General features: G+C 73.6%; 15 protein-coding genes and 2 pseudogenes. 16 read left to right on the top strand and 1 reads right to left on the bottom strand.

Going from position 1 to position 13,770, the window contains the following annotated elements:
* Position 1 precedes the first annotated feature (1 nt).
* The 16 genes and pseudogenes from LY05_RS02370 to LY05_RS02295 all read left to right on the top strand — a co-directional run bounded on the left by LY05_RS02370 (position 2) and on the right by LY05_RS02295 (position 12,225).
* On the top strand, positions 2 to 616 hold the full coding sequence (locus LY05_RS02370) for a DUF2062 domain-containing protein (protein ID WP_148921948.1): 615 nt from the start codon (positions 2 to 4) through the stop codon (positions 614 to 616).
* Between the two features lie 97 nt (positions 617 to 713).
* Positions 714 to 1,484: a pyridoxine 5'-phosphate synthase gene (locus LY05_RS02365; protein ID WP_148921947.1), complete on the top strand. Its 771-nt coding sequence runs from the start codon at positions 714 to 716 to the stop codon at positions 1,482 to 1,484.
* Complete coding sequence (gene acpS, locus LY05_RS02360; protein WP_072746179.1) at positions 1,481 to 1,891, top strand: holo-ACP synthase; 411 nt, start codon at positions 1,481 to 1,483, stop codon at positions 1,889 to 1,891. Before LY05_RS02365 ends, acpS begins: the two co-directional genes overlap by 4 nt.
* 85 nt (positions 1,892 to 1,976) lie before the next feature.
* Positions 1,977 to 2,735, top strand: coding sequence for a signal peptidase I (gene lepB / locus LY05_RS02355; RefSeq protein ID WP_148921946.1), 759 nt, complete (start codon positions 1,977 to 1,979; stop codon positions 2,733 to 2,735).
* A 16-nt stretch (positions 2,736 to 2,751) separates the two neighbouring features.
* Positions 2,752 to 3,453, top strand: a complete 702-nt coding sequence (gene rnc / locus LY05_RS02350; RefSeq protein ID WP_148921945.1) for a ribonuclease III — start codon at positions 2,752 to 2,754, stop codon at positions 3,451 to 3,453.
* Entirely contained in the window at positions 3,446 to 4,387 is a 942-nt protein-coding gene (gene era, locus LY05_RS02345; RefSeq protein ID WP_148921944.1) for a GTPase Era, read from the top strand. The genes rnc and era overlap by 8 nt, the downstream gene beginning before the upstream one ends.
* A complete protein-coding gene (locus tag LY05_RS02340; RefSeq protein WP_072746182.1) occupies positions 4,384 to 4,716 on the top strand; it encodes a DUF1491 family protein in 333 nt (110 codons plus the stop codon). Before era ends, LY05_RS02340 begins: the two co-directional genes overlap by 4 nt.
* Positions 4,717 to 5,235: 519 nt before the next feature.
* Positions 5,236 to 6,716 (top strand): annotated as a pseudogene (gene atpD, locus LY05_RS02335) (F0F1 ATP synthase subunit beta).
* Complete coding sequence (locus LY05_RS02330; RefSeq protein ID WP_211356260.1) at positions 6,713 to 7,189, top strand: F0F1 ATP synthase subunit epsilon; 477 nt, start codon at positions 6,713 to 6,715, stop codon at positions 7,187 to 7,189. Before atpD ends, LY05_RS02330 begins: the two are co-directional and overlap by 4 nt.
* Entirely contained in the window at positions 7,186 to 7,479 is a 294-nt protein-coding gene (locus tag LY05_RS02325) for a hypothetical protein (protein WP_072746183.1), read from the top strand. Before LY05_RS02330 ends, LY05_RS02325 begins: the two co-directional genes overlap by 4 nt.
* A 118-nt stretch (positions 7,480 to 7,597) precedes the next feature.
* Positions 7,598 to 7,957: an N-ATPase subunit AtpR gene (locus tag LY05_RS02320; RefSeq protein ID WP_072746184.1), complete on the top strand. Its 360-nt coding sequence runs from the start codon at positions 7,598 to 7,600 to the stop codon at positions 7,955 to 7,957.
* Positions 7,954 to 8,622 carry a F0F1 ATP synthase subunit A gene (atpB, locus tag LY05_RS02315; RefSeq protein WP_148921943.1) on the top strand — a complete coding sequence of 223 codons (669 nt, stop codon included), beginning with the start codon at positions 7,954 to 7,956 and terminating at the stop codon, positions 8,620 to 8,622. Before LY05_RS02320 ends, atpB begins: the two co-directional genes overlap by 4 nt.
* A gap of 14 nt (positions 8,623 to 8,636) precedes the next feature.
* Positions 8,637 to 8,880 (top strand): annotated as a pseudogene (locus LY05_RS02310) (F0F1 ATP synthase subunit C).
* A gap of 3 nt (positions 8,881 to 8,883) precedes the next feature.
* Positions 8,884 to 9,642, top strand: a complete 759-nt coding sequence (locus LY05_RS02305) for a F0F1 ATP synthase subunit delta (protein WP_148921942.1) — start codon at positions 8,884 to 8,886, stop codon at positions 9,640 to 9,642.
* Positions 9,632 to 11,299, top strand: a complete 1,668-nt coding sequence (gene atpA / locus LY05_RS02300) for a F0F1 ATP synthase subunit alpha (RefSeq protein WP_148921941.1) — start codon at positions 9,632 to 9,634, stop codon at positions 11,297 to 11,299. The genes LY05_RS02305 and atpA overlap by 11 nt, the downstream gene beginning before the upstream one ends.
* A complete protein-coding gene (locus tag LY05_RS02295; RefSeq protein WP_148921940.1) occupies positions 11,296 to 12,225 on the top strand; it encodes a F0F1 ATP synthase subunit gamma in 930 nt (309 codons plus the stop codon). Before atpA ends, LY05_RS02295 begins: the two co-directional genes overlap by 4 nt.
* A 154-nt stretch (positions 12,226 to 12,379) precedes the next feature.
* Here LY05_RS02295 and hemA read toward each other — a convergent pair whose 3' ends face one another.
* Positions 12,380 to 13,594 carry a 5-aminolevulinate synthase gene (gene hemA, locus LY05_RS02290; RefSeq protein WP_148921939.1) on the bottom strand — a complete coding sequence of 405 codons (1,215 nt, stop codon included), beginning with the start codon at positions 13,592 to 13,594 and terminating at the stop codon, positions 12,380 to 12,382.
* Between the last annotated feature and the right edge of the window lie 176 nt (positions 13,595 to 13,770).

Raw genomic sequence — 13,770 nt, 5'->3', positions numbered from 1 at the left:
CATGATCTTCAAGAGGCGCGACAAAGCCCCGGTCCTGGTTCGCCTGCGCGAGCTTCTGGTCCCGCGCAAGGGGTGGCGGCGCGGCTATCTCTACATCGGCAAGCGCATGCAGCGCCTGCCCGACACCCCCCACCGCATCGCGCTGGGCTTCGCCTGCGGCGTGTTCGTCTCGTTCACCCCGTTCTTCGGACTGCATTTCGTGCTGGCCGCGGCGCTGGCCTGGCTCTTGGGCGGCAACATCCTGGCCTCGGCGCTGGGCACCTTCGTGGGCAATCCCGCGACCTTTCCCTTCATCGCCGGCGCGGCGCTCTATATCGGCTTTCACCTGACCGGCGTCCATGTGCCGCCGCCGCAGGACTTCTCGCTGGGCTGGCTGTGGGCGAACCTCGAAAGCATCCTCGTGCCCTATCTGCTGGGCGGTCTCGGCCCCGGCCTGATCTGCGCGTGGGGGTTCTATGCGCTGGTGCGCCCGATCGTGGCCGCGTATCAGAGCCGCCGGCGCGAGCGGCTGATGGCGGCGGCGCGCCGGCGCGTGCACGAGCACGCCAACCGCCTGCGCGCGCGCAAGGCGCGCCGGCGCGACGGCGACGGCAAGGCCGCCGACGACGCCGCCTGACCCCCTCCGCCGCTGGACATGCGCCCGCGCCGCTGGCCAAATGCGCCCACGGCGCGATCGCCGATCGCAGGCAGACGACCACAGGCAGGAGCAGCCCATGAGCCACTCGCAACCGCGCAAGCTCAGGCTTGGCGTCAACATCGACCACGTCGCCACCATCCGCAACGCGCGCGGCGGCCCGCACCCCGACCCGCTGCGCGCCGCGCGCATGGCCGAGGCCGCCGGCGCCGACGGCATCACCGCGCATCTGCGCGAGGATCGCCGCCACATCACCGATGCGGACATCGCCGCGCTGGCGGCGGCGATCTCGGCGCCCCTGAACCTCGAGATGGCGGCCACCGACGAGATGCAGGCCATCGCCCTGCGCCACAAGCCGCACGCCGTCTGCATCGTCCCCGAAAAGCGGCAGGAGCGCACGACCGAGGGCGGGCTCGACGTGGCCGGCGACGAGGCGCGCCTGGCCGCCTTCATCGCCCCGCTGCGCGCGGCGGGCTGCCGGGTGTCGCTTTTCGTCGCGGCCGAGCGCGCGCAGATCGAGGCCGCCGCGCGCATCGGCGCGCAGGTGGTCGAGCTGCACACCGGCGCCTATTGCGACGCCCATCACGAGGGCCGCTTCGACGACCGCGACGCCGAGCTGGCGCGCCTGCGCGAGATGGCGGCGCTGGCCGGGGCGCTGGGGCTCGAGGTGCATGCCGGGCATGGCCTGACCTACGACACGGTGGGCCCGGTGGCCGAGATCCCCCAGATCGTCGAGCTGAACATCGGCCATTTCCTGATCGGAGAGGCCATCTTCGTCGGGCTCGAGGCCTCGATCGCGCGCATGCGGGCGCTGATGGACGCGGCGCGCGCGCAAGGCGGGGCGGCATGATCCTGGGCGTCGGCGCGGATCTGGCGGACATCCGCCGCATCGAGCGCACGCTCGAACGCTTCGGCGAGCGCTTCGTGCAGCGCGTCTTCACCGAGATCGAGCAGGCGAAATCCGAGCGCCGCCGCGCCCGCGCCGCCTCCTACGCCAAGCGCTGGGCCGCCAAGGAGGCCTGCGCCAAGGCCCTGGGCACGGGGCTGCGCATGGGCGTGGCCTGGCGCGAGATGGGCGTGGTCAACCTGCCCTCGGGCCAGCCCACCATGCGCCTGACCGGCGGCGCGGCGGCGCGGCTGGCGGCGCTGACCCCGCCGGGGCGAGAGGCCGTGATCCACCTGACGATCACCGACGATCACCCATGGGCGCAGGCCTTCGTGGTGATCGAGGCAAGGCCCGCCGCGCCCGCCCGCTGACCGGTCAGGGCCTTGCTTGACATGGCCGGGGCCAGGCGCGACAACGCGGCGGCGGGAAGGCGCCCGCGGGAATGGATGAATGCGCATGGCCAAGAAGAAGGAAGGTCTGGGCGAGCTGCTCAAGACCGTCGTCTACGCGCTGCTGATCGCGGGCGCGTTCCGCAGCTTTCTGTTCCAGCCCTTCTGGATCCCCTCGGGCTCGATGAAGTCGACGCTGCTGATCGGCGATTTCCTGTTCGTGTCGAAATACGCCTACGGCTACTCGCGCCACTCCTTCCCCTTCTCGGCCGTGCCGATCCCCGGCCGCATCCTGGCCCGCCAGCCCGAGCGCGGCGACGTCATCGTGTTCAAGCATCCCCGCTCGGGCGAGGATTACGTCAAGCGCCTGATCGGCCTGCCCGGCGACCGGATCCAGATGCGCAAGGGCATCCTCTACATCAACGGCCAGGCCGCGCCCCAGCGCCCCGACGGCGTCTTCATCGAGCCCATCGACCCCGGCGCCAATCTGGCCTGCAAGGCCTATCCGCGCATCGACGGCGAGGTGATGTGCCTCAAGGAGCGCTTCATCGAGACCCTGCCCGGCGGGCGCGAGCACATCGTGCTGAACGCCGACGACAACGACAAGCCATTCACCGACAACACCCGCGAATTCGTGGTGCCCGAGGGGCATTACTTCTTCATGGGCGACAACCGCGACAATTCCAACGACAGCCGCCAGGGCGTGGGCATGGTCCCGCTCGAGAACCTGGTCGGCCGCGCCGATCTGATCGCGCTCAGCTTCGCGGGCCGCTTCTGGGAGGTCTGGAACTGGCGCGCCGACCGCTTCTTCGTGGCGGTCCGATGACGCGGGCGGGGGGCGCATGAGCCGGCGCGAGCTGGCCGCCCATGCGCGGCGCCTGTCGCAGGCGCTGGGGGCGCCGCTGCAGCCCAGCGACCTGCTGGAAGAGGCGCTGACGCACCCATCCGCCTCGTCGCCGGCGCGCGCGGACAATCAGCGCCTCGAATTCCTGGGCGACCGCGTTCTGAACCTGGTGCTGGCCGAGGCCTTGCTGGCCCGCCACCCCGACGAGCCCGAGGGCCGCATCGCCGCCCGCTACAACGCCCTGGTGCGCAAGGAGACCTGCGCGCAGATCGCCGCCGAGATCGGGCTGGGCGAGGCCATGCGCCTTGGCCGCTCCGAGAAGCTGACCGGCGGGCGGCGCAAGCAGGCCATGCTGGGCGACGCCATGGAGGCGCTGATCGCGGCGGTCTATCTCGAACACGGGCTGGACGCCGCGCGCGCCGCCATCCTGCGCCTGTGGGGGCCGCGCCTCGAGGCGGCCGGGGACGAGCCGCCCACCGACGCCAAGTCCGCCTTGCAGAAATGGGCGCAGGCGCGCGGCATGGAGCCGCCGCGATACGCCACCATCTCGCGCGAGGGCGCCGACCACGCCCCCGTCTTCACCGTCGCGGCGCGCCTTGCCGACGGGCGCGAGGCCACCGCCTCGGCCCCGTCCAAGCGCGCCGCGCAGCAGGCCGCCGCCGCCCGCCTTCTCGATCAGCTGGAGTCCGATGATGCCTGACGTCGAAGCCCCCGCCGCGGCGCCGACGCGCTGCGGCTTCGTCGCCCTGATCGGCGAGCCGAACGCCGGAAAATCCACCCTGCTCAACCGCATGGTCGGCGCCAAGGTGTCGATCGTCACGCACAAGGTGCAGACCACGCGCGCGCGCATCCGCGGCATCGCCGTCGAGGGTCCGGCGCAGATCGTGTTCGTGGACACGCCGGGCCTGTTCCGCCCGCGCCGGCGCCTCGACCGCGCCATGGTCGCGGCCGCCTGGGGCGGCGCCGAGGACGCCGACGTGGTGGCGCTGATGATCGAGGCCCATCGCGGCCTGACCGAGGGCGTGGAAGAGATCCTGCGCGCCCTCGAAGAGCGCGCCCGCCCCGCGCAGACCGTCATCCTGGTCATCAACAAGATCGACCGCGTGCGCCGCGAGAAGCTGCTCGAGCTGGCCGCCCGCATGAACGAGCGCCACCCCTTCGCGGCCACCTTCATGATCTCGGCCGAGAAGGGCGACGGCGTCGCCGATCTGCGCCGCTGGCTGGCCCAACGCATGCCCGAGGGTCCGTGGCTGTATCCCGAGGACCAGATCGCCGATCTGCCGCTGCGCATGATCGCCGCCGAGATCACGCGCGAGAAGCTGACCCTGCGCCTGCATCAGGAGCTGCCCTACCAGCTGACCGTCGAGACCGAGAGCTGGGAAGAGCGCAAGGACGGCTCGGTGCGCATCGAGCAGGTGATCTACGTCGCGCGCGACGGCCACAAGGGCATCGTGCTCGGCCGCAAGGGCGAGACGATCAAGCAGATCGGCGCCCAGGCGCGGGAAGAGCTGACCCGCCTGCTGGGGCGCCCGGCGCATCTGTTCCTTGACGTGCGCGCCCGCCCCAGCTGGATGGACGAGCCTGAGCGCTATCAGGAGATGGGGCTCGACTTCCGCGACGCCGGCAAGTCATGAGCGCGCCGCGCCTGCGCGCCGAATTCTGGGTGCACGCCTATCTGGCGCGGCTGCGTCTGAACGACATCCCCGCCTATGTGACCGCCCATGGCGACGACCACGCCGGCGCGGTGATCGTCAAGGTCAACACCCTGGACGGGCGCGCGCGCGCCCATGCGCGCAGCCTCGGCCCGTCGGGCGAGCGCGTGTGGACCGTTCTCGCCGAAGGCGACGAGGCCGAGGTGGACGCCTCTCTGGCGCGCCAGCGCGCCTTCGACCCGGATTTGTGGATCATCGAGGTCGAGGACCGCGAGGGGCGCGCGCTGCTCGACGAGCCGGGGCTCGAATGAGCCCCCGGCGGCGGCGCAGGCCCGCAGATGGGCTTCGACGCCGCGCAGGCCGCCGCATCGGCAAGACCGCCCGCGCAGCCGCGCGCGGCGCCTCATCGCGCCGGTCAGGGGCCTCGCCGCGCCTGACCGCGCGTCCGCCCCAGGGCCGCGCCGCGCGCAGGGGTCTGGCCTCGGCCCTCGCATCGCAGGCGCCGTAGCGACGCACGCGCAAGCCGCGGGGCGATCTGCGCGGCGCCCCGCCGCGGGCGCCGACCGATCGCGCGCCGGGCCCCGGACGCCGCGGGCCGCCGCGCGGGGCTTGTGCCCGCCGCCGCCCGACGCCGGCAGGCCTCGAGGGAATCCGGCGGCCCCGGCAGACTGCGCGGCAAGCCACGGGGCGGCGGCGGTCGGTCCGGCGGCCGCGCAGCTCCGCGCAAGGGGCTGCGACCGGGCGCGCGCCGTGGACGGCGAATTTGCGCTGCATCAAGGAATGACGGACGATCGCGTGGAAGATTGCCCGGGCAACCGATGAGGAAGACCATGGCGCAGGCAACCGCCGCGGAACGCCCCGCAACCGAGCCCCGGCGCGGCCGCATCGTGGCGGCGGCCGGCGCCGTGGTGGACGTCGATTTCGGCGATGCCGGCGCGCCGCCCATCCGCAGCGCGCTCGAGGTCGAGTGGGACGGCCCGCACCGACTGACGCTCGAGGTGCAGGCGCATCTGGATCCGGCGACGGCGCGCTGCGTCGCCCTGCAGGAAACGGCCGGGCTGCGCCCCGGAACGCCGGTGCGCGACTCCGGCGGGCCGCTGACCGCGCCGACGGGCCGCGCGCTGCTGGGCCGGATGATCGACGTGGCCGGCGACCCGATCGACGGCGGCCCGCCCCTGCCCGCCGATCTGCCGCGCATGCCCATCCACCGCCCGCCGCCCCCATTGGCGAGCAGGGGGCGACGCGCGAACCCTTCCTGACCGGCATCAAGATCATCGACCTGATGGCGCCGCTTCTGCGCGGGGGAAAGGCGGCGATGTTCGGCGGCGCGGGCGTGGGCAAGACGGTGCTCATCATGGAGCTGATCCGCGCCGCCGCCACGCGCCACGGGGGCATCTCGGTCTTCGCGGGAATCGGCGAGCGCTCGCGCGAGGGGCACGAGCTCTGGCTCGACCTCGGCGCCTCGGGGGTTCTGGCCAACACGGCGCTGGTCTTCGGCCAGATGAACGAACCCCCGGGCGCGCGCTGGCGCGCGGGTCTGACGGCGCTGACCGTGGCCGAGCATTTCCGCGACGTCGAGCGCAGCGACGTGCTGCTCTTGATGGACAACGTCTATCGCTTCGTGCAGGCGGGCGCCGAGGTGTCGGGCCTGCTCGGGCGCCTGCCCAGCCGCGTCGGCTACCAGCCCACCCTCGCCACCGAGATCGCCGAGCTCGAAGAGCGCATCGCCTCGGCGCACGGCGCGGCGGTGACCTCGATCCAGGCGGTCTACGTTCCGGCCGACGACTTCACCGACCCGGCGGTGGCGCAGACCTTCGCGCATCTGGACAGCGCCGTGGTCCTGAGCCGCGAGATGGCCGCGCAGGGGCTCTACCCGGCGGTCGATCCGCTGGCCTCGTCCTCGACGCTGATCGACCCGCGCATCTTTGGCCAGCGCCATTGCCGCATCGCCGAGGGCGTGCGCGAGCTGATGGAGCGGCGGCGCGAGCTGCAGGAGGTGATTTCGCTTCTGGGCATGGAGGAGCTGAGCCCCGAGGACCGCCTCGCCGTGGCGCGCGCGCGGCGCATGGAGCGCTTCCTGACCCAGCCCTTCGCCGTGACCGAGCATTTCACCGGGCGCCCGGGCGCCTCGGCGCCGCTCGAGGCGACCCTGGACGGCGCCGAGGCGATTCTGGCCGGCGAGGCCGACTCGCTGGACGAAGAGGCGCTCTACATGACCGGCACGCTGGACGACGCGCGCACCCGCGCCGCGAGGCGCGGCGGGGCCGGAGAGGGGACCGGAGGGGGGGCCGGAGGGGGGGCCGCGCGATGATGCGCCTGCGCGTCATGACCCCCGTCGCCCAGGTGCTGGATGCGCCCGAGGTGGCCGCGATCCGGGCTGCGGACGCAAGCGGCGCATTCGGCATCCTGCCCGGACACGCCGATTTCGTGACTCTGCTCGAGACCGGCGCGCTCAGCTGGCGCGACCGCGCGGGCCGCGAATCGCATGTGGCGGTGCGGGGCGGGGTCCTGCGCGTCCGCGGCGGCGCGCTGGTCGAGGTGGCCGCCCGCGACGCGCGCTGCGGCGACGATCTGGCGGCGCTCGCGCGCGAGGTCCTGGCCGAATATTCCCGCCGCGACGCGGAGGAGACCCGCGCCCGCGCCGAGGCCGCGCGGCTGCATGTGGCCGCCGCGCGCCGCCTGCGCGAGGTGCTCGAGGCGCGGCGCCGCCCGGCCCCCGTTCCGGCGACGCCCGCCTTCGGCCCCGGCGCGGCGCCGGACGGGCGCGAGGACGACGCGCCATGAGCCCCGCCCGCGCCGACGGCCCCGACCGCCCGCAGGGCAAGGCCGCCGCCGCGGGCGACGGCGCCGGCCCGGCCGCCCGCGACGAGGGCGGGCGCGCGGCGCTGGCCGAGGCGCTTGAGCGCGAGGCGCGCCGGCGCGCGGCCGCCGACGCGCCCGGCGCGTTCTGGCGCGATCTGTCCGTGACGGGCGGGCTGGGGTGGCTGGTGGCCGCGCCGACCCTGGCGGCGGCGGCGCTGGGGCGCTTGCTGGACCTGCGGCTGGGCCAGGGGGGGCCTTCAGCGCCGGAGTGATCATGCCGGGCGCATCGCTAGGCGGCTGGCTGGCGTGGCGGCGCGTGCGCCGGGCCCAGCGCGCCGACCGCGCGCCCGACGCCAGGTCGGACCCCGCGCGCAAGAAGGAGGACGACGCATGACGCCCCCGACGCTTGCTCCTGCGCTTGAGGCGGCGGCGTTCGCGGCGGCCGGCGCGGCGCTTGGCATGGTCTATCTGGCGCTTCTGCGCCGCGCGACCCCCGCCGCCGGCGCGGCCGGCCCCATGCGCGCCGCGGCGCTGGCGCTTGGCCGGCTGACCCTGGCCGGCGCGGCGTTCTGGCTGGCGGCGCAACGGGGCGCGGGGCCGCTTCTGGCGCTGTTCGCCGGCTTCCTGCTGGCGCGGCGCCTGCGCATGCGCGCCGCGCTGCGCGAGCTGGACGCCGGCCCGCGCCCGCCCGCCCATCGCGGCGCGGACCCCGGCGCCCGCGACGCGCCCCAGGACGGGAAACGCCCATGACGACCAATCCCCTGACCCCCGAGATCCTGTTCCACCTCGGCCCGGTTCCCGTCTCGGCGGCGGTGGCGACGACGTGGCTGCTGATGTCGGCGATGACGCTGACCGCGGGCGCCATCATGCGGCGCCCGCGCATCGCGCCGGGCCGCGCGCAAGCCGCGCTCGAGATCGTGGTCGAGGCCATCGCGCGCCAGGCGGAAGAGATCCTGGGCCGGGACCCCTGGCCCTTCATGCCCCTGCTGGGCACGCTCTTCCTGTTCATCGCCAGCGCCAACCTGTCCGCGGCGGTTCCGGGCCTTGCGCCCCCCACCGGCCATCTGGAAACCCCCGCGGCGCTGGCGCTGATCGTGTTCTTCTCGGTGCACTGGCACGGGGTCCGCGCGCGCGGCTGGCGGGCCTATCTGCGGCGCTATGCCGAGCCCACGGCGTTGATGCTGCCGCTGAACCTTCTGGGCGAGATCACGCGCACCTTCTCGCTGATGATCCGCCTGTTCGGCAACATGATGAGCCACGAATTCGTCGTGGCGATCCTGCTGTCGCTGGCGGGCTTTCTGCTGCCGACGCCATTCATGGCGCTGGGCGTGCTGATCGGCCTGGTGCAGGCCTACATCTTCGCCGTTCTCGCCGCCGTCTACATCGGCGCCGGTCTTGGCGTCGTCGAAACCTGAAAGGAGCCTCTCGCATGACGATCGAAACGATCTCGGTGATCTGCGCCGCGCTGGCGGTCAGCTTCGGCGCCATCGCCCCCGCGCTGGCCGAAGGGCGCGCCGTGGCCGCGGCGATGGAGGCGATCGCCCGCCAGCCCGAGGCGGCGGGGGGTGCTCTCGCGCACATTGTTCGTGGGGCTCGCGATGATCGAGACGATGGCGATCTACTGCCTCGTGGTCGCGCTGCTTCTGCTCTACGCCAACCCTTTCGTCGGCTGACGCATGACCATCGACTGGTGGACGCTGGGGCTGCAGGCCGCGAACTTCCTGGTCCTCGTCTGGGTGTTGACGCGCGTTCTCTACCGCCCGGTGCGACAGGTGATCGCCGAGCGTCAAGCCCGCGTGAACGCCGCGCTCGACGCGGCGCGCGCGCGCGAGGCGGCCGCCGAGGAGGCGCGCCGCCGCCATGAGCGGGCGCTGGCCGAGTTCGAGGAGCGCAAGCGCGCCCTCGCCGCGCAGGCCGAAGCCGAGCTCGAGGCGTTGCGCGCGCAGCGCATCGCCAAGGCCGAGGCCGAAGCCGAGGCCATCCGCGAGGCCGCGCGGCGCGCGGCGCAAGAGACCCGCGCGCGCGCCATCGACGCCGCGCGGGCCGACATCGCCGCCCTGGCCGCCACGCTGGCCGGGCGCGTGCTGCAAAGCTTCGGCGCGGCCTGCGGCGCGGACGACGCGCCCGCGCAGATCGCCGCCTTCGAGCGCGCGCTGGCGCAGATGGAACCTGCCGAGCGCGCCGCGCTGGCCTCGCCCGGGGCGGACGCCGCGCTCGTCACCGCCCGCGCGCTGGACGAGGACGCGCGCGCCGCGTGGCGCGAGGCGCTTGGCCGTCTTGTCGGCGCGCCGCCGCGGCTGACCTTCCGCGTCGATCCCGCGCTGCTCGGCGGCTTCGTCCTGACCATGGGCGGCGCAGAGCTGCGGCTGGCCTGGGCCGATTTCCTGTCCGAAGCCCGCGCGCGCCTTGCAAGGAGCATGGACGATGCGCCCTGACGACCCCGCGGCCGACCCCGACGCCCCCGCCCCGACGCCCGACGCCGCGCTGCGCAGCTGGCTGCGCAAGGCGCGCGCGCAGGCGGCCGAGCTGAGCCCGCGCGCGCGTCTGTCCCATGTGGGGCGGGTTCTGCGGGTCGGAGATGGCGTGGCGCAGGTCGAGAACCTGCCGCGCTGCCGGCTGAATGAAAGGCTGATCTTCGAAAGCGGCGTCGAGGGCGTGGCCCTGACCGTCAGCGAAAGGCTGACGGGGGTTGCGCTTCTGGGCCCCGACGCGGGGGTGCGCGCGGGCGACGCGGTGCGCGCCTCGGGCGACATCGTGCGCGTGCCCGTGGGCGAGGCGCTTCTGGGCCGCGTGATCGATCCTCTGGGCCGCCCGCTGGATGGCGGGCCCGCCCTGCGCGCCGCCGCCTCGCTGCCCGTCGAGCGCCCCGCGCCCCGCATCATGGATCGCGCGCCGGTCACGCAGCCGCTGCTCACGGGGCTGACGGTCATCGACGCGATGATCCCCCTCGGCCGCGGCCAGCGCGAGCTGATCATCGGCGACCGCAAGACGGGCAAGACCTCGATCGCGGTCGACACGATCATCAATCAATCGGGCATCAATCAATCGGGCATCAACCAGTCGGGCTTCAACCAGTCGGGCCTCGACCGATCGGGCATCGACCGGTCGGGTGCCGGGCAAGCGGGCTCGGGCGTGATCTGCGTCTATTGCGCCATCGGGCAGAAGGCGTCCTCGACCGCGCGGGTGATCGACGCGGTGCGCCGCCACGGCGACCCCGGCAACTGCATCTTCGTGTTCGCGCCGCCCGAAGCGGCGCCCGGGCTGCAGTGGATCGCGCCCTATGCGGCATGCGCCATGGCCGAACACTTTCGCGACAACGGCCGCGATGCGCTGGTGGTGTTCGACGACCTGACGCGGCACGCTATCGTGTATCGGGAATTGTCGCTGCTGCTGCGCAGGCCGCCCGGCCGCGAGGCCTATCCCGGAGACGTCTTTCATCTGCATGCCCGCCTGCTCGAACGGGCGGCGCGGCTGTCGCCGGCGCTGGGAGGCGGCTCGCTCACGGCGCTGCCCATCGCCGAGACGCAGGCCGGAAACCTGACCGCCTACATCCCCACCAATCTCGTCTCGATCACGGACGGACAGATCTATCTTGAGCCGACGCTGTTCAACGAGGGCCAGAAACCGGCCGTCAACGTGGGGCTGAGCGTCAGCCGCGTGGGCGGCAAGACGCAGGCGCCCGCGCTGCGATCGCTGGCCGAGCGGCTCAAGCTGGAATACGCGCAGTATCTGGAGCTGGAGTCCTTCTCGCGCTTCGGCGCGGTGAGCGACGAGCGCGCCGCCGCGCGCCTGCGCCATGGCCGCCGCATCCGCGCGATCCTGCGGCAGGAAGAGCTGGCCCCCCTGCCCCTGCCCGCCCAGGCGGCGCTGCTGCTGGCGGCCGACGAAGGGCTGTTCGACCCGGTCCCCGAAGACCGGGTTCCGCGGCTGGCGGCGGCGCTGCGGCGCGAGCTGCCCCGGGCCGCGCCGGCGGCCTGGGCGCGCATTGCGCGCGAGCAGACCCTTGAGCCCGCCGATCGCGCGACCCTGCTCGATGCCGCGCGCGCGCTGATCGCGCAGGATGCGGCGGCAAGCCGGGATGCGGGCGCGTGAGCGACAAGCTGCCCCATATCCGCGGGCGAATCGCCGCGCTGCGCAGCTTTCACGAGATCGTCCGGGCGCTGCAATCGCTGGCCGCGGCCCAGTCGCGCGCCGCCGCCCCGGCGCTCGAGGCCGCGCGCGCCCACCTCGCGGCGACGCGCCAGGCGCTGGCGGCCTTCGCGCCCGGCCTGCTTGCCGATCTTGCGCCCGGCGCCGCCGAAGACGCGCCGCAAGCGCCCGCCTTCGGGCCGCAAAGCGCGCGCGCCGACGCGCCGGAGACCGGACCGGCGGCCGCGCCGCGCGCGACGCTGCTGGTCATGGGCTCGGAACATGGCTTCGTCGGCGCGATGAACGCCCGCCTCGCTGCGCGCGCCGTCAGGGCGCTGGCGCCCGGCGAGGCGCTCGAGGTCGTCGGCGCGCGTCTTGCGCGGACCCTTGCGCAGGAAAGCGGACGCGCGCCGGACGCCGTGCTGCCCATGCCGGCGCGGATCGCCTCGGCCCCCGAACTGGCCGCGCGTCTGGCGGCGCGCCTGGCGCGCGCGCCTTCGCTGCGCCTGATCCACGCGCCATGCGGGCGCGGCGGGCCGCAAGCGCCCGTCCTGACGCGCCAGGCGCCGCACCGCCTCGATCCGGCCGCCGCGCGGCCCCCGTCGGGGCTGGACGCCCCGCTCGCCCAGCTTGCGCCGGACGCGCTTGCGGCCGGCCTGGCCGACGAGCTGCTCTTCTCGCGCATCGCCGCCGCGCTGGTCGAAACCATGGCCGCCGAGAACGCCGCGCGCCTAGAGGTCATGCGCGCCGCCGACCGCAACATCCGCGAGAAGCTTGCCGAGCTGACGCGCCAGTCGCTCATCCTGCGTCAGGACGAGATCACCGAGGAAATGATGGATGTCCTGACCGGCGCCGAGGCTTTGCGCCAGGCCGAGGAAGATCCCCTCTGAGCGCCGCCCATGGGGCCGCCCTTCGCGCCTGCGCACGGCCCCGGCGCGGCGCGCAAGAGCCCGCGCCCGGCCATCGCCCCGCGCGCCATGCCGCCCCGCGCCGTCCGGCGGCGCCGCCGCCCGCCGCGCCGGCCGGGCGCGGGCGCCGCCGCGCTCAGGCGACGGCGCGCGACAGGGCGCACTGGCTCCAGAGCGCGTGCAGCGCCTGCGCCAGATGCTCGATGTCGGCGTCGGTGTGGTAGGGCGAGGGCGTGAAGCGCAGCCGCTCGGTGCCCTTGGGCACGGTGGGGTAGTTGATGGGCTGGACGTAGATGCCGTAATCCTCGAGCAGGATGTCCGAGATCATCTTGCACTTGACCGGATCGCCCACCATCACGGGCACGATGTGGCTGGGGTTGTCCATGTGCGGGATGCCCAGCTGATCGAGCCGCCGGCGCAGCTTGCGCACGGCCTCCTGATGGGCCTTGCGCTCGACGTCGCTGGTCTTGAGATGGCGGATCGAGGCGCAGGCGCCCGCCGCCACCGCCGGCGGCAGCGAGGTGGTGAAGATGAAGCCCGAGGCGAAGCTGCGCACGAAGTCGCACAGCGCCGCCGAGGCGGCGATGTAGCCGCCCATCACGCCGAAGGCCTTGCCCAGCGTGCCCTCGATCACGGTCAGGCGGTGCATCAGCCCCTCGCGCTCGGCCACGCCGCCGCCGCGCTGGCCGTAAAGCCCGACGGCGTGCACCTCGTCGAGATAGGTCATGGCGCCGTAGCGCTCGGCCACGTCGCAGATCTCCTTGATCGGGGCGATGTCGCCATCCATCGAGTAGACGGATTCGAAGGCCACGATCTTGGGCGCGTCGGGGTCCAGATCGGCCAGCTTGCGTTCCAGATCCTCGACGTCGTTGTGCTTCCAGATGCGCTTTTGCGCGCGCGAATGGCGGATGCCCTCGATCATCGAGGCGTGGTTGAGCGCGTCGGACAGCACCACGCAGCCCGGCAGGCGCGCGGCCAGCGTGCCCAGCGCCGCCCAGTTCGACACGTAGCCCGAGGTGAACAGAAGCGCCGCCTCCTTGCCGTGCAGATCCGCCAGCTCGCGCTCCAGCTCGACGTGATGCACGTTGGTGCCCGAGATGTTGCGCGTGCCGCCCGCCCCCGCGCCGCAGCGGTCGATGGCGTCCTTCATCGCCTGGCGCACCTTGGGATGCTGCCCCATGCCCAGATAGTCGTTCGAGCACCAGACCACCACTTCCTGCTCGCGCCCGTCGGCACGGCGGCGCGCGCGCGGAAAGGCGCCGGCCTCGCGCTCGAGATTGGCGAAGATGCGGTAGTTCCCCTCGCGGCGCAGCGAATCCAGCTCGCTCTGGAAGAAAGCTTCGTAATCCATCAGGTCCTCCGGCTGACCGCGCGGGGCGCGGCGCGTGGGTCGCAGGCGGCTGTATCGCCCGAATGGTTGCGTGGCTGCATTGACTTCGATCAAGTTACCCCCCACGCGCGGGCGGGGCAATGCGGCCTTTGCCGCAGGGGGGCGGCGTTAAGGTTGGTTCATCTTGATCATTCGCC

Origin of the sequence: Oceanicella actignis, from assembly GCF_008124525.1 — a bacterium.
GTDB lineage: Bacteria > Pseudomonadota > Alphaproteobacteria > Rhodobacterales > Rhodobacteraceae > Oceanicella > Oceanicella actignis.
This window is presented reverse-complemented; position numbering and strand designations above follow the sequence as displayed.

Excerpts from the sequence above, each read along its gene's own strand:
- LY05_RS02325 (WP_072746183.1), top strand. The coding sequence starts at position 7,186 with ATGAGCCCCGCCCGCGCCGACGGCCCCGACCGCCCGCAGGGCAAGGCC.
- atpA (WP_148921941.1), top strand. The coding sequence starts at position 9,632 with ATGCGCCCTGACGACCCCGCGGCCGACCCCGACGCCCCCGCCCCGACG.
- rnc (WP_148921945.1), top strand. The coding sequence starts at position 2,752 with ATGAGCCGGCGCGAGCTGGCCGCCCATGCGCGGCGCCTGTCGCAGGCG.
- acpS (WP_072746179.1), top strand. The coding sequence starts at position 1,481 with ATGATCCTGGGCGTCGGCGCGGATCTGGCGGACATCCGCCGCATCGAG.
- lepB (WP_148921946.1), top strand. The coding sequence starts at position 1,977 with ATGGCCAAGAAGAAGGAAGGTCTGGGCGAGCTGCTCAAGACCGTCGTC.
- era (WP_148921944.1), top strand. The coding sequence starts at position 3,446 with ATGCCTGACGTCGAAGCCCCCGCCGCGGCGCCGACGCGCTGCGGCTTC.
- LY05_RS02330 (WP_211356260.1), top strand. The coding sequence starts at position 6,713 with ATGATGCGCCTGCGCGTCATGACCCCCGTCGCCCAGGTGCTGGATGCG.
- LY05_RS02305 (WP_148921942.1), top strand. The coding sequence starts at position 8,884 with ATGACCATCGACTGGTGGACGCTGGGGCTGCAGGCCGCGAACTTCCTG.
- atpB (WP_148921943.1), top strand. The coding sequence starts at position 7,954 with ATGACGACCAATCCCCTGACCCCCGAGATCCTGTTCCACCTCGGCCCG.
- LY05_RS02320 (WP_072746184.1), top strand. The coding sequence starts at position 7,598 with ATGACGCCCCCGACGCTTGCTCCTGCGCTTGAGGCGGCGGCGTTCGCG.
- LY05_RS02365 (WP_148921947.1), top strand. The coding sequence starts at position 714 with ATGAGCCACTCGCAACCGCGCAAGCTCAGGCTTGGCGTCAACATCGAC.
- LY05_RS02340 (WP_072746182.1), top strand. The coding sequence starts at position 4,384 with ATGAGCGCGCCGCGCCTGCGCGCCGAATTCTGGGTGCACGCCTATCTG.
- LY05_RS02370 (WP_148921948.1), top strand. The coding sequence starts at position 2 with ATGATCTTCAAGAGGCGCGACAAAGCCCCGGTCCTGGTTCGCCTGCGC.
- hemA (WP_148921939.1), bottom strand. The coding sequence starts at position 13,594 with ATGGATTACGAAGCTTTCTTCCAGAGCGAGCTGGATTCGCTGCGCCGC.